This window comes from Paractinoplanes tereljensis (genome assembly GCF_016862435.1).
Taxonomy (GTDB): Bacteria; Actinomycetota; Actinomycetes; order Mycobacteriales; family Micromonosporaceae; genus Actinoplanes; species Actinoplanes tereljensis.
The window spans coordinates 90,643-104,575 of the sequence record NZ_BOMY01000060.1 but is presented as its reverse complement, the minus strand read 5'-3'; the positions used below and the strand labels follow the sequence as shown (position 1 = coordinate 104,575).

The following is a 13,933-nucleotide window of genomic DNA, read 5'->3' as shown; positions in this document are numbered from 1 at the left end:
CCCGCCGAACATATCGGAGTGGGTCGATCCCTGCGGTCCCTCCACTGTGTCGAATGCCACAGACTCTGAGTAACTTCTGAGATGCGGCCCGTCACCTGGGGCCGCAATATCTCCGAAATATCCGGGCAGAGCGGCACGTCTTGAACGGGTCAGGGGTACTTAATTAGCGTGCCATCGCATGGACACTCATAAATATGTTGGGCCGGTCTGGTCGCTGTTCCGCATCGTCGTCGGCCTGCTGTTCACGCTGCACGGCGCGGCCACCGTCTTCGGCGTCTTCGGCGGCAACCAGGGCAGGGGCGAGGCGCTGCCGATGGGCCAGTGGCCAGGCTGGTGGGCCGGGCTCATCCAGCTGATCTGCGGGCTGCTGGTGATGGCCGGCCTCTTCGCCCGGCCGGCGGCGATCCTCGCGTCCGGCTCGATGGCGTACGCCTACTTCGTCGTGCACCAGCCGCACGCCCTGCTGCCGAACCAGAACGGCGGCGTCGAGGCCGCGCTGTACGCGTGGTCGTTCCTGGCGATCGCGGTGGTCGGCGCGGGCCCGTGGTCGGTGGACGCCCTCTGGCGCCGCCCGGCGGTCCCGGCCACCGCCTAGCGGCCGGTGCCGCTCAGCCTGTGCGCGACCGGGGCGGCTGGTCGAGGATCAACTGTTCGACGGTCACCAGGCGCTCGTGCAGCGGAGGTACGTGGACGCCGGACAGGTCGCCGAGGACTCGTCGTGCTGTCCGAACCTGCTGGCCGGCCGCGACCAGGTCATCCGCCGCGGCAAAGGCGCCAGCCAGTGCGGTCGCCGCCTTGACCTGCCGGAACGAGTCGGTGATCTGCTCACTCAGAAGTGCGGCACGCTGCCCGTCGGCTATCGCCTCGGTGTTCAGGCCAAGGCCGGACCGAACCTCGGTGAGGGTGATCAGCGTGTCGCACTCGGCCTTCTGGTCATGGGTGCGCCGATGCAGTGCGAGCGCGGTCTCGCAGTGCCACCGGGCCGGTCGTAGGTTGCCCAGCGCGAGGTGGAGCGCGCCGAGACTGCTGTGACTCTGACCCATGCCCCGCTTGGCGCCGATCTGTTCGCGGATGGCGAGCGCTTGCCGGTGACTCCGGACGGATCTCTGGTAACGGCCGAGCCGGAGATGTGCCTCGCCGAGCCAATGCAGGACCGCCGCCTCACCGGCGACATGGTCGGTGCTGCGGCAGGCAAGCAGCGCCTCCTCGTAGATCTCGACGGCCCGGGAGACTTCGCCGAGGCTCAGGTAGGTGGACGCCAGGTTATGGGCGGCGGCGATCTCCTCCTCGACGTACCCGGTGGTCGCGGCGAGCTGCCGGGCCGCGACGAAGGTCGCGACCGCCCGGTCGTAGTCGTGCACGGCGAAGTAGGTCGTGCCGAGGTTGATGAGGGTGCCGATCTCGCCCAGCTCGTGACCGTCCGTCCGGGCCGCCGCAAGCGCCAGCTGGTTGAGTTTGAGGATGTCGCCCTGGCCGCCGTAGCGATCGAGGATCTCGTGGACGACACCGGGGATCTGCCATCCGTGCCGGTGGTACCCGTTCTGGGCGGCCCATCGGCTGACGGCAAGGATGTTGTCGCGTTCGGCGTCGCACCACGCCAGCGCGTCGGTGTCGGCCGGGAAGGTCTTCGGCCGGATCTCCGGAGCGGGCGGCAGGCCCGGCATCGCCGACCACTCAGGAGCGATGACCGCCACCGCGCCGGCCGCGGACAACAGGTACCAGTCCAGCAGCCTCCGCTGCTCCCGGGCGGCAGTGGCCGGGTCGTCCTCGGCCGCTGCTCGCTCCAGCGCGTACCGGTGCAGCAGGCTGTGGAAGCGGTATCGGCGGGCGGTGTCGTGGTTGATCATGTGGGCTTTCGCCAGCGTGTTGAGGAGAATCTCGGCGTCGGGCACCTCCGCGCCGACGATCGCCGCCGCGGCTTCCGAGCTGATGCTCGATCCAGGATGGATCGCGATTCGGCGGAACAGCCGGGCGGCATCGGGCCGCAGAGCGCGGTACGACCAGTCGAAGACCGTGGTGAGGCAGGCCGCCTGGTCGTCCTCGTCAGTCGCGTCGAGAAGGCGGTGCCGCAGTTCGCCGATCAGTTCGCCGATGCCGGCCCGTGGCCGTTCCGCCACGTGCTCGCCGATGATGCGTACCGCCAGGGGAAGGCCACCGGACAGCCGCGCGAGGGTCAGCAGGTCGCCGGCTTCCGCGCTGCCCCGATCGCCGACGATGCGGGCCAGCAGCGCCATCGACTCGGTTTCCGGTAACGGGGTGGCGCTGACGGTGCGCACCCCGTTGCGAATGCTGAGCCCGCTCAACCTGTTCCGGCTGGTTATGACAGTGAGACAGCTCATCGATCGCGGAATCAGCGGCCGGACCTGAGTCGAGTCCAGCACGTTGTCGATGAGGATCAGGATGCGCCGATCGCCGATCAGATCCTCGAAGCGGTCGCGGCGTTGTTCCAGCGTGACCGGAATCTGGTCCGGCGGCACCCCGAGGATGCGCAGAAACCGGTCGATCGCGTCCGCCGGGTCGATCGGTTTCGCCAGGCCGTACGCCCCCGCGTCCAGATAGAGCTGACCGTCCGGGAAGTTCTGCCGCTGCCGGTGGGCCCAGTGGGTCGCGAGGGTGGTCTTCCCGACACCGGGCATCCCCGTGATGACAACAACATTGTTGAGCGGAAGAACCGGACCGCGCAGCGCGTGCAGCTGGTCCAACAGGGCCTGCCGTCCGGTGAAATCGGCGATGTCCGGCGGAAGGTGACGAGGGGTCACCTCCGGGGCCGACCGGGATGATCGGATGCCGGGCGGGTCGATGTCGATGTCCGGCTCGGCGCGCATCTCGCGGCGGAACCGGCGCCGGAAATCGCCCGCGAACCGCTTGGCCTCGCTGTGCCTGCCCACCGCGCGAAGCGCCCGGACCCAGCAACGGGCCAGTGCTTCGTCCAACTCGTGCGCCTCGAGGACGGGCTCGAGCTGAGCCAGCACCGAATGCGGCCGGCCGCACGCCAGCCAGCACTCGGCGAGCAGCTTGTGAGCGTCGGCAAGAGTGTCGTGCAACGAGCGGCGCAGTTGCTCGGCCCGTGGCCCGCGAAGTTCGGCCAGCGGGTCGCCCCGCCACAGGGCGAGAGCACCGACGAGGATCTCGGCGGCCGATTCGGGATTTCCCCGATCGTCCGCGTCCCGGGCGTTTGCCAGCAACCGCCGGAACCGGTGCAGATCGACCGTGGCCGGGTCTATGGCGAGCCGGTAGGAACCGGTGCCGGCGACCCGTAAGAGCGCCCGTTCCGATCCGACCTGGGCGAGCACCGCGCGCAGGCGACTGGCGAAGGAATACAGGGTCGGCCGGTGATCCGCCTTTTCCTTCGGGTCCCAGAGCAGGTCGATGATGGTCTCGGCCCGGACCGGCAGGCCGGCGTGATAGAGCAGGACCGCGATCATTCCGCGTTGTTTCGCCGGGCCGATCGGCACGGCCTTTCCGTTGTGGATCAATTCCGTCGGACCGAGTACCCCGAATTCCACCTGCGACCCCCATCGCCGCACAATCAGGCCGCTACTCATTGTGTTCTACCTCGGCAAACCGTCTGCACTTCTCCCCGTTCTGTGCAATTTCTGGCACGCCCGAGCCGGTTCACGTGCATTCGGACGGCAAGGTTCCGGCAAGGTCTCCGGCAACGTGTCCGGGCCACCATCGCGGCAGGCGAATCGTCGGCATGGGGGTGGGTCGGATGATTGATCCAGAGTGGGTCACGGCACCAATTGGAATCGACGCAGGACGATGGGTGTCACGATCGGGATGTCGGACGATATTGATCGCGGCGCACACCATGGTGAGTTGCCATCGACTGCTGGACATCGCGGAACTCGTGGAGCCGGACCCTCGGGTGCAGACCGTGTTCACGGTGGCGCCGGACACCTTCAACGCCGGTGTCACCGGTCATCTGCAGCGGCTCGGTGCTCTCGTCATCCCGTGGCAGCAGGCGATCCGGGAGACATTCGACCTGGCGGTGGCGGCTGCCCACGGCGGGCTGCACCAGCTGCACGCGCCGGTGCTGCTGTCAGCCCACGGGGCGGGGCGCGCCCGGCTGGTCGATCCGATCGGGCGCGGTGGCCTCCCGGCCACCGGGCCCACCGTGTACGGACTGGACGCGCCCCGGCTGATCCGGGATGGCCGGGTGGTCGCGTCGGCGCTCGCGCTGTCCCACGACAATGAGCGAGAGATCCTGGCCCGGCAGTGCCCGGACGCCGTACCGCTCGCGGTTGTGGCCGGTGATCCCTGCTTCGACCGGCTGGTCGCCAGCCTTGCCGAACGTGTCCGGTACCGGCAGGCGTTGCGGCTGAGCGACCGGCAGAAGCTGGTCGTGGTGAGCTCGACGTGGGGCGAGGACGGGTTGTTCGGCGGTGTCCCCGAACTGCTGCCGATGCTGATGAATCAGCTGCCGCCGGACCGGTTCCGAGTGGCGTTGCTCCTACATCCGGCGATCCTGGGGGCGCACGGCCGGCGCCAGGTCAGCGCGTGGACCCGCGGCTGCCGGGAGGCGGGGATGATGCTTGCCGATTCGGCGGACGACTGGCGGGCGTACCTCGCGGCCGCCGATCACCTGATCGGTGACCGCGGATCGGTCACCGCGTACGGCGCAGCCATCGGTCTGCCGGTCCTCCGCGTCCCGGCGAGCCGTGCCACTCGCACGGGCCCGGGCTCGCCGCAAGCACTGGTGCTGGACGCGGCCACGCGCCTGGACCTGACCGGACCGCTTCAACGGCAACTCCTCGCCGTCCGTCCGATCGACCACCGGCGGGTGGCCGCCGCGATAACGTCGCGGCCAGGCCGGTCGGGCTACCTGCTCAGACAGACGATGTACCGGCTCATGCGGCTGCCGGAGAGCGCCGGAGACCAGGCCGCCGGTCCGGCCGTGGTGGCCGTTCCGGGCTCGCCGGTGGCGGTCGGCTCGTGAGCCGGCCCGGCGACCCGAATGCTCTCGCCGATGTCCTGATCCTGGCCGTGGACGACCGGGCGTCCGCCGGCCGAGGCGCGGAACTGCTCGCCACCTATCCCGGTGCGAGCCTGGTCATGGTCGCCGGACCCGGTACCGTCCACGCCTGGTTCCGGGACGGCGTCGTCCTCGCGATGCCGGCCGGCGACGACCTGGAGGAGCTAGCCACCGTCCTGTACGGCTGGTGGTGCCGTGAGCGCCAGTCGTCGCCGCAGCTCGGCGGCGCGCGGCGACCCGTGCGTCGTCAGGATCTCCAGCGCCAGCCGAAGGCAGCGACTGCTCCGGCCGGTATCGCCGCGGAGACCGGCGATCGTTCCGGTCAGTTCGAGCGCCTCCGCCTCGCCGACGGCGGCGCCGAGCGCTCGCATACCGTCGACCGCCTCGGCCGCCAGCCGATCGGCGGCGGCCAGCTCACCTGAGGCCAGGTAAGCGTTCGCCAGCCCGATCTTCACCCGGACCGGGTTGTACGGGTCGTCCGCCACCGACCGGTCGAGCAAACTGCCTGCTTCCCGGAGCAGGCGGATCGCCTCGATGATCTGGCCCTGTCGCACCAGCAGCGCGCCGAGGTTGATCAGCGTGAGCCCCACGTTGCGGTGGTTGCCCAGTCGTCGCCGGACGACCAGCACCTCCTGGAGCAGCTCCACCGCCGCCTGCTCACGGCCGGAATCGCGGAACGACAGGGCCAGCATCTCCTGGGACTCGACGCGCCCCTCCACGTCCTCGGCCTCGGTGTAGCGCTCCACCGCGGTCCGGAGCAGCTGTTCCGCGGTGTCGTGTTCACCCAGGGTGGTGCAGGTGCGACCGAGACGTTTCAGCATCCTTCCCTCGGCGGCGGGGTGATCGCCCCACATCCGGGCGGCGGCGAGGCCGCGGAGGTCGATGTCCTTGCGATCGACGCCCTTGCGGTAGAGCTGCAGGGGCCAGAGGGCGTCCGAGGTATGCCAGGCGAGTTCCGCCCACCGGTGGTCGAGCGCCACCTGGACGGCCGCGTTGAGATTCGCGCGTTCCCGGTCCATCCAGGCCAGCGCCTCATCGCGGCCGGCCGGCTCCGGCAGATCGTCCGGCGTGGTGCGGTAGGAGTAGACGAGCCGCCGGCGGTACGGGGTCGCCACTGCATCGCACACGCTGGCCGCCCTCAGATACCACTCGAGCAGGGCGAGCAGTGCGGCATCCTGAATCGGCTCGGTGTCGTTTTCATTGGTTTTGTCCCGTGCGTGCAACTGGATGAGGTCGTGAAACCGAAACCGATCCTCGGCGACCTCCTGCAGCAGATTGAGCTCGAGCAGGACGTCGATCAACCGGTCCGCCTCGGCGGCCGGTGCCTCCGTGCGGATCTGCGGCATCAGCGCCGCCACCGGGCCGAGGCCGAACTCCCGGCCCGGGTGCAGGGAGAGCCGCCGGTAGAGCGCGGCCGCCGGTGCGGTCAATGCTCGGTACGACAACTCGAACGATCCCCGCACCGAGGCCTCGTCGCCCGGCACCGGATCGCCCGGCCTCTGAGTACCCGGCGCTTCGAGCCGGGCCAGCCGGCTGGTCTCGTCCGCAAGCGCGGCGACCATCCGGGCCACTGTCAACCGGGGCCGGGCCGCCAGCCTCGCCGCGACCAGGCACAGGGCGATCGGTAGCCCGCCGCACAGGCTGGTCAGATGCTCGGCCTGCTCGCGCTCGTGGTCGATCCGCGCCCGGCCGACCATGTTCGACAGCAGTTCCACCGACTCCCCGCTGGTCAACGGCGCGATCTCGACCAGCGTCGCGCCGTCGGCGATGAGGCTCGACAGGTGAGATCTGCTGGTCACCACCGCCATGCTCGACGTGGAGGCCGGAAGGAGGACACGCACCTGAGCGGCCGAGTAGGCGTCGTCCAAGATCACCAGCAGGGAGCGCCCGGCGGTCTGCGACCGGTACAGCGCGGTCAGTTCGGCGAGGCTCGAGGGCAAGCTGCCGTCCGGCACACCCAGACCGCGGAGGAACAGCCGTAATGCCTCCGCCGGGTCCGTCGGCGCGGAGGTGCCGAACCCACCGAGGCTCAAAGCTAGGTGTCCCCCGGGGAAGGCATCCAGGTTCTCGTGCGCCCACTGCCGGGCCAGTGCGGTCTTGCCGACGCCGCTCGGACCGCTCAGCACGACGACGGCGGGCCCGGGACCGGCTGCTGCCCGGCGCAGTAGTTCGAGCTCGGAACGCCGCCCGGTGAAGTGTGGGTTGGGAGCCGCCGACTGGCGTGGGATCACCGCCGGCGGCGATGCCGGGCTGTGCAGGTGCACACCGCCGTGAATGTCCAACGCCTGAATGCTCGGGCCGGCCACGAAGCCCGAAACCTCGTTGCCGATCGTTCCCGCGCGGTCTCGGGGCGGGCGGTTCAACGCGTCTCCCGCCGTCGATGCGCGTTCAGAATTTGATACCGCCGTGAATCGAGCGGGTCTGGATCACCTGCTGGGCCTGCCCGCTGAAGTTGTTGACCACGGCCGACCCGTCGGCGGACCCGTGGGCGGTGGCGCCCTGCCAAGCAGCCGTGACCTGCTGGGCGAAGGCGGGGTCCTCGGCCATGGCGGTCGCCAGGTAGCGGGCCAGGACCTCGATGCGGGCGATGTCACCGGGCTGCTGGAGCGCGGCGTCGAGACCGTCGGCCGCAGGCGTGGCATGGCCGAATCGGGCGCGAACGATCTCATAGACGTTCTTCAAAGCGCTTTTTCCGCCGGCGACGACCAGGGCGGATCCCTGAGTGGACAGGGCCGACGCGACGGCCGCGACAAATTCCTCGAACATGCACGTCCCCCCGGTCGTGACAGGACCTCATGTTAACGGCGGCGAGGAGGGCCGATGTGTCGTAGCGGTGATGTGTCAGAACAAGCGAAACGCCGATGCGACGGTGTGGAAAAATCCGAATCTGATTCACGGGTTCCGGCAACAGTCAAGTCGTTACACTCCAACTTGGACTTGTCGCATATCGATCACAAGTACGTGACGGGGGACAAAGACCTCCACGTTCGCACCTTATGACCGAAAAGTGAGAGTGTTCAAGCGAGTGGATCTCCTCGTATCCTGACCGGCGGCCATCCACGGCCGCCGATTAAGGGAGATTCATGGTTTCGTTCATGCTGGCAGCGTTGCCGGTTGCCGATGCGCACCTCTCCGTCGCTGCTCCTTTGCAGTCGAGTCTCGGAGGGCTGGCTCACGACGCCGTTGCCGCCACCATCCAGTGGGTGAAGTGGCTGGTTGAATCTTCGGGCGTCCTCCTCGCGCTTGTCGGCTGACGTCTCTCGGGAAGGCTGTTACCGCAGCCCCCGGCCCTCATGGAAGTCCGCGATCGGTGCAGTCGACTCGAACAGTCGGCTGCACCGATCGTTTTGTGCCCCGGAAGGGTCGCATGACACCTGGGCGCTAGTCAACTAGCGGCCTGCGTGTCATGTTCCGTCCGTGCAACCGAACTGCTCCCGTCGATTCCGTTCTAGATCAACGGCGGCTGCCGAAGATCACGGCACGAATCGACCCCTCGGGTCGCGCTTCCCGTTGCCGGGACGCGGCCCCGGAAGGAGTACGGATGCGTCGCAACACCCGACCCGTCAGCCACGGAATCCTGGCGGCGGCCTTCGTCGCCACCGGTGCGGTCGCGCTGCCGGCGATTCCGGCCGCCGCCGCCACCCGCACCTCCGGCACCGTCCACCCCACCGGAGCGCTGGCACCCACGGCGAAGGTTGCGGCCAAGTTCAAGATCCGGGCCCTCGGCACCCTGCCGGCGAGTGTCGACCTGCGGGCCGGTGCGCCCGCCGTCGGTGACCAGGGACAGGTCGGCTCGTGCGTGGCCTGGTCGATCGGGTACAGCCTCAGCGGCTACTACGCCCGTGGCATCGCCGGCGCCGGGGTGCCCTACGCGCCCCTCTACCTGTACATGCGCACCGTGCAGGGCACGCCCGGACCGAACACCGGCCTGTCGGTGTCGGCCGCGCTGCGCAACGAGCAGACCGAGGGCATCGACACCCAGGCCGACTACTGGCAGGGCACCACCAACTACAGCGTCGCGCCCACCGCCGACCAGGTCGCCAACGCGGCGAACTACAAGCTCACCGGCTGGACCACGCTGTTCGCCGGCGTGCAGGGCGGCACCCGGGCGCAGGCGGCCATCCAGCAGTCGCTGGCCGACGGGACGCCGGTGTCGATCACCATTCCGGTGTACTCGGCGTTCGACTCCGTCAAGTCGATGGACGCGTACAGCAGCACCTCGGGCGCGCTGCGCGGCTACCACCAGGTGACCGCGTACGGCTACGACTCGACCGGTCTGATCATCCGTAACTCGTGGGGAACCCGCTGGGGCAGTTCCGGGGACGCCAAGCTGGCCTGGTCGTTCGTGAACGGCAGTGTGGTCGCGGGCTACACCGTGGCCGGGGTCAGCGACAAGGGTCAGGCCACCGTCGGCACGCCCAAGGTCACCGGCCTGTCGGCGGCCAAGGCCGCGGGCGGTACCACCGTCACCATCATCGGCACCAACCTGACCGGCGTCACCAAGGTCAGCTTCGGCACGGTCACCGCCGACTTCACCAACGTCACCACCGACGGCGGCGCCGCCGCGATCGCCGCGGTCGTCCCGGCCGGCCAGAAGGTCGGCACGGTCGTCGACGTGACCGTGACGAACGGTGCCGGCACCAGCGCCGTGGTCGCCGCCGACAAGTTCACCTACGCCACCCCGGCGCCGGCTCTGACCGCGCTGGCCCCGGCCACCGTGACCACCCTCGGCGGCACCCCGGTCACGCTGACCGGCACGAACCTCACCGGAGCCACGGTCAAGGTGGGCGGCGTGGTCGCGAGCCCGCGGAACGTCACCGCGACGTCGCTGACCTTCACCGCGCCGGTCCGGGCGGCCGGCTCGGCCGACGTCACCATCACCACCGCCGGCGGGACCGTCTCGCTGCCGCTGACCTATGTGGCCCCGGCCGCGCCGACCGTGACGTCGCTGAGCGCCACCTCGGTCACCACCAAGACCGGCACCGCGCTGGTCGTGACCGGTACGTCGTTCGTCGGCACGGTCAGCGCCACCGTCGACGGCAGGAACGTCGGGCTCACCCGGGTCTCGGACACCCAGCTGAAGCTGACCGTCCCGGCCCACGCGGCCGGCACCGTCCCGGTCGTGATCAAGGCGGCCGGCGGCAGCACCGACCCGATCAGCCTCACCTACGTCGCCCCGGCGCCGACGGTGAGCTCGCTCAGCCCGTCGGCCGGCTCGGCCACCAAGGGCGCGGTGGTGACCGTCGCCGGCTCCAGCTTCACCGGGGCCACCAGCGTGCGGCTCGGTGACACCGAGGTCCCGTTCCAGGTGCTCTCCGACACCAAGCTGCAGGTGACGGTCCCGGCCACCGCGGCCGGCAGCTACCTGGTCACGGTGACCACCCCCAGCGGCAGCAGCGTGACGGCCGCGAAGTACACCGCCCGCGCCTGAGGGTTGAAATGCCAAGCCGGCCCGCTCCTGAACGTCGGGAGCGGGCCGGCGGCGTGTTCAGACCCGGCACTCCCAGGTGGCGGAGTCGTAGTAGTTGCTGAACCGGTCGATCGTGGCGCTGCCGACGGTGTAGGCGCAGACCGCCGGGACGCTGACGTCGTAGTAGGTCGGGCCGCTGCGGTTGTAGGAGACGCAGTGCCAGTCGTACGCGGTGGTGCCGAGCAGGGCCGCCGCGCTGTGCCCGGTCGACGTGCAGTAGTTCGTGAAGTCCGGCGCGACGACCGTGGGGGTGACCCGCCAGCAGGACACCGAGGCCGGATCGCGGAAGTCGCCGATCCGGTCGACGGCGTCGCCGGTGGCGTACGTCCAGCGGCAGGCCGCCGCGAAGGTGAGGTCGCCGAGCCCGCCGTCGGTGCCGGTGCAGTGCCAGTCGTAGGCGGTCGAGCCGGTCAGCACCGCGTCGGCCGCGCCGATCGAGCGGCAGTACGCGCCGAGGTCGAGCCCGCCGAGTTGCTGCGGGCCGAGTTGCTGCGGGCCGGTTGCCGCGGCGGCCGGGGTGAGGGCGGCCAGCGCGCCGGCCAGTCCGACGAGGGCAGCCAGCAAGAACTTGCTGATCGATCGCACAGTGCTCCTGTGGGGTGCGCAAAGGGCGGCCACCAGCAAACTCGTGGTGGCCGTCCTCAGTGGAAGTAGGCATCGACAGCCTACGATCAGCGCGTCAGATTGCAAATCCTTGCAACACCGTCGAAATCTTTCAGGCCCCGTAGTAAGCCGTCGTCATCAACTGCTGCATGTCGTCCAGCATCGGCATCCGCGGGTTGGCCGGGGCGCACTGGTCCTCGTACGCGTTGAGGGCCTGTTGCGGCAGCGCCGCCAAGAATTCTTTTTCGTCGATGCCGAGCTTGGCGAACGACGGTTCGATGCCGACCGCGTCCCGCAACTGTTCGACCGCCTCGGCCAGTGATTCCGGGCCGGGCGCGGCGAGGCCCAGCATCCGGGCGATGTCGGCGAACCGCTCCGGCGCCCGGTAGCTCTCGTATTTCGGCCAGCCGGACAGCTTGGTCGGCACCGTGCCGTTGTAGCGGATCACGTGCGGCAGCAGCACCGCGTTGGTGCGCCCGTGGGCGATGTGGAAGGTGCCACCCAGGGTGTGCGCCATCGCGTGCACGATGCCGAGGAACGCGCTGCCGAACGCCATGCCGGCGATCGTGCCGGCGTTGTGCATCCGCTCGCGGGCGTCCGGGTCGGCGTCGTTCACCGACTTCGCCAGGTTGGCGAAGATCAGCCGGATCGCGTGCAGGGCCAGGCCGTCGGTGAAGTCGTTGGCGTAGACCGACACGTACGCCTCGATCGCGTGGGTGAGGGCGTCGAAGCCGCTGTCGGCGGCGATGACCCGGGGCAGGCTGGCGGTCAGCACCGGGTCGATGATCGCGACGGTGGGGGTGAGCGCGTAGTCGGCGAGCGGGTATTTCTTGCCGGTGCGGTGGTCGGTGATCACCGCGAACGGGGTCACCTCGGCGCCGGTGCCCGAGGTGGTCGGGATGCAGACCAGCTTGGCCCGGTCGCCGAGCGGCGGGAACGCGAACGCCCGCTTGCGGATGTCGAAGAACTTCTCCCGCATGTCCTCGAAGTCGATCTCGGGGTGCTCGTACTTCAGCCACATGACCTTGGCCGCGTCCATCGCCGAGCCGCCGCCCAGCGCGATGATCGTGTCGGGCTTGAACGACCGCATCAGGGCGGCGCCGCGGTCCACCGTGGTCATCCGCGGTTCCGGCTCGACGTCGTCGATGATCTGCAGGGCGACCTGGTTGGGCCGGCGCTGCAGCACCCGGTTGAGCCGGTCGACGAAGCCCAGCCGGGTCATCGCGTCGTCGGTCACGACGGTGACCCGCTGCACGTCCGGCATGTCGGTCAGGTAGCGGATGGACTGCGGCTCGAAGTAGATCTTCGACGGGACCTTGAACCACTGCAGGTTGTTCGTCCGCCGGCCGATGCGCTTGATGTTGATGAGGTTCACCGCCGAGACGTTGTTCGACACCGAGTTGTGCCCGTAGCTGCCGCAACCCAGAGTGAGGGAGGGGAGGAACGCGTTGTACATGTCGCCGATGCCGCCCTGCGACGCCGGCGAGTTCCAGATCACCCGGACCGCCTTGACCTTCTCGCCGAACTCGCGGGCCAGGGCGGCGTCCTCGGTGTGGATGACGGCGCTGTGGCCCAGGCCGTGGAACTCCACCATCTCGGCGGCCAGGCGCAGGCCGTCGGCGCGGCTCCCGGCGTGCAGCACGGCCAGCACCGGGCACAGCTTCTCCCGGGTCAGCGGCTCGCTCGGGCCGACCTCGCCGACCTCGGCCAGGAGGATCGAGGTCTGGGCCGGCACCGCGAACCCGGCCTGCTCGGCGATCCAGGTGGCGGGCCGGCCGACGACCGCCGCGTTCAGCTTCGCTTCCGCGCAATTCGCGCCGCGGGCCGCGACGCCGAAGATGAACCTCTCGAGCTGCTGCTTCTCCTCCGGGCTGCACACGTACGCGTGCAGCGCCCGGAATTCGTCGAGGACGGCGTCGTAGACCGGTTCGTCGATGATCACGGCCTGCTCGGAGGCACAGATCATGCCGTTGTCGAAGGACTTGGACAGCACGATGTCGTTGACGGCGCGCTTGAGTTTGGCGCTCTTCTCGACGTACGCCGGGACGTTGCCGGCGCCGACGCCCAGCGCGGGTTTCCCGGTTGAGTAGGCCGCGCGGACCATGCCGTTTCCGCCGGTGGCGAGGATCGTGGAAACACCGGCGTGGTGCATGAGCTCGGAGGTCGCGGCGACCGACGGCTCGTCGACCCACTGGATGCAGTTGACCGGCGCGCCGGCCGCGACCGCGGCGTCCCGGACGATGCGGGCCGCCTCGACGCTGCACCGCTGGGCGGCCGGGTGGAACGCGAAGACGATCGGGTTGCGGGTCTTGAGCGCGAGCAGCGCCTTGAAGATGGTGGTGGAGGTCGGGTTGGTCACCGGGGTGATGCCCGCGACCACGCCCACCGGGTCGGCGATCTCGATGATGCCGCTGATCTCGTCCTCGCTGATCACGCCGACCGTGCGCATCTTGGCCATGCTGTGCGTGACGTGCTCGCACGCGAAGATGTTCTTGACCGCCTTGTCCTCGAACACGCCGCGGCCGGTCTCGTCGATCGCGAGCTGGGCCAGGGCGGCGTGCCGGTCGAGAGCCGCCACCGACGACTTCTTGACGATCCGGTCGATTCGTTCCTGGTCGAACGCGCTGTAGTCGTCGAGCGCCTTGAGAGCGTTCGTCACCAGCGTGTCGATGTCCGTCATCGCGTCCTCACCCCATCGGTCGAGCCTGTGCTCCCATCGTTGTTCCGCCCCCGGCATGAGCCTCAGGGGCTTCCGGCAGGCCGTCGCCGGGACTTTTGGCCCGTCTTCCCAAGGGCCCGTTTAGGCTGGTCTGTGCAGTTTCAGGCCACCCGGCCCGCAACGGTAGGGACCAATGGCCTGTAGTTCGCACACGCCCCGGTGCGAC

The 13,933-nt window shown here is 69.4% G+C and carries 9 protein-coding genes; 4 read left to right on the top strand and 5 right to left on the bottom strand.

Going from position 1 to position 13,933, the window contains the following annotated elements; genetic code table 11:
* The first annotated feature begins 178 nt into the window (after window positions 1-178).
* Window positions 179-595 carry a DoxX family protein gene (locus tag Ate02nite_RS45090; RefSeq protein ID WP_203814137.1) on the top strand — a complete coding sequence of 139 codons (417 nt, stop codon included), beginning with the start codon at window positions 179-181 and terminating at the stop codon, window positions 593-595.
* Window positions 596-608: 13 nt separating this feature from the next.
* Here Ate02nite_RS45090 and Ate02nite_RS45085 read toward each other — a convergent pair whose 3' ends face one another.
* The gene (locus Ate02nite_RS45085) at window positions 609-3,455 is read right to left on the bottom strand and encodes an AfsR/SARP family transcriptional regulator (protein ID WP_203814136.1); all 2,847 of its coding nucleotides are present in this window, start codon (window positions 3,453-3,455) and stop codon (window positions 609-611) included.
* Between the two features lie 395 nt (window positions 3,456-3,850).
* Here Ate02nite_RS45085 and Ate02nite_RS45080 point away from each other — a divergent pair, with 395 nt between their 5' ends.
* Window positions 3,851-4,939, top strand: a complete 1,089-nt coding sequence (locus tag Ate02nite_RS45080; RefSeq protein ID WP_203814135.1) for a hypothetical protein — start codon at window positions 3,851-3,853, stop codon at window positions 4,937-4,939.
* Between the two features lie 200 nt (window positions 4,940-5,139).
* Here Ate02nite_RS45080 and Ate02nite_RS45075 read toward each other — a convergent pair whose 3' ends face one another.
* Window positions 5,140-7,338, bottom strand: coding sequence for a tetratricopeptide repeat protein (locus Ate02nite_RS45075; protein ID WP_203814134.1), 2,199 nt, complete (start codon window positions 7,336-7,338; stop codon window positions 5,140-5,142).
* A 25-nt stretch (window positions 7,339-7,363) separates the two neighbouring features.
* Complete coding sequence (locus Ate02nite_RS45070) at window positions 7,364-7,741, bottom strand: hypothetical protein (protein ID WP_203814133.1); 378 nt, start codon at window positions 7,739-7,741, stop codon at window positions 7,364-7,366.
* 317 nt (window positions 7,742-8,058) lie between these two features.
* Here Ate02nite_RS45070 and Ate02nite_RS45065 point away from each other — a divergent pair, with 317 nt between their 5' ends.
* Window positions 8,059-8,229: a hypothetical protein gene (locus Ate02nite_RS45065; RefSeq protein WP_203814132.1), complete on the top strand. Its 171-nt coding sequence runs from the start codon at window positions 8,059-8,061 to the stop codon at window positions 8,227-8,229.
* 287 nt (window positions 8,230-8,516) lie between these two features.
* Window positions 8,517-10,406: an IPT/TIG domain-containing protein gene (locus tag Ate02nite_RS45060; protein ID WP_203814131.1), complete on the top strand. Its 1,890-nt coding sequence runs from the start codon at window positions 8,517-8,519 to the stop codon at window positions 10,404-10,406.
* A gap of 57 nt (window positions 10,407-10,463) precedes the next feature.
* Here Ate02nite_RS45060 and Ate02nite_RS45055 read toward each other — a convergent pair whose 3' ends face one another.
* Entirely contained in the window at window positions 10,464-11,030 is a 567-nt protein-coding gene (locus tag Ate02nite_RS45055) for a hypothetical protein (protein WP_203814130.1), read from the bottom strand.
* A gap of 130 nt (window positions 11,031-11,160) precedes the next feature.
* Window positions 11,161-13,728: a bifunctional acetaldehyde-CoA/alcohol dehydrogenase gene (gene adhE / locus Ate02nite_RS45050; RefSeq protein WP_239148177.1), complete on the bottom strand. Its 2,568-nt coding sequence runs from the start codon at window positions 13,726-13,728 to the stop codon at window positions 11,161-11,163.
* Between the last annotated feature and the right edge of the window lie 205 nt (window positions 13,729-13,933).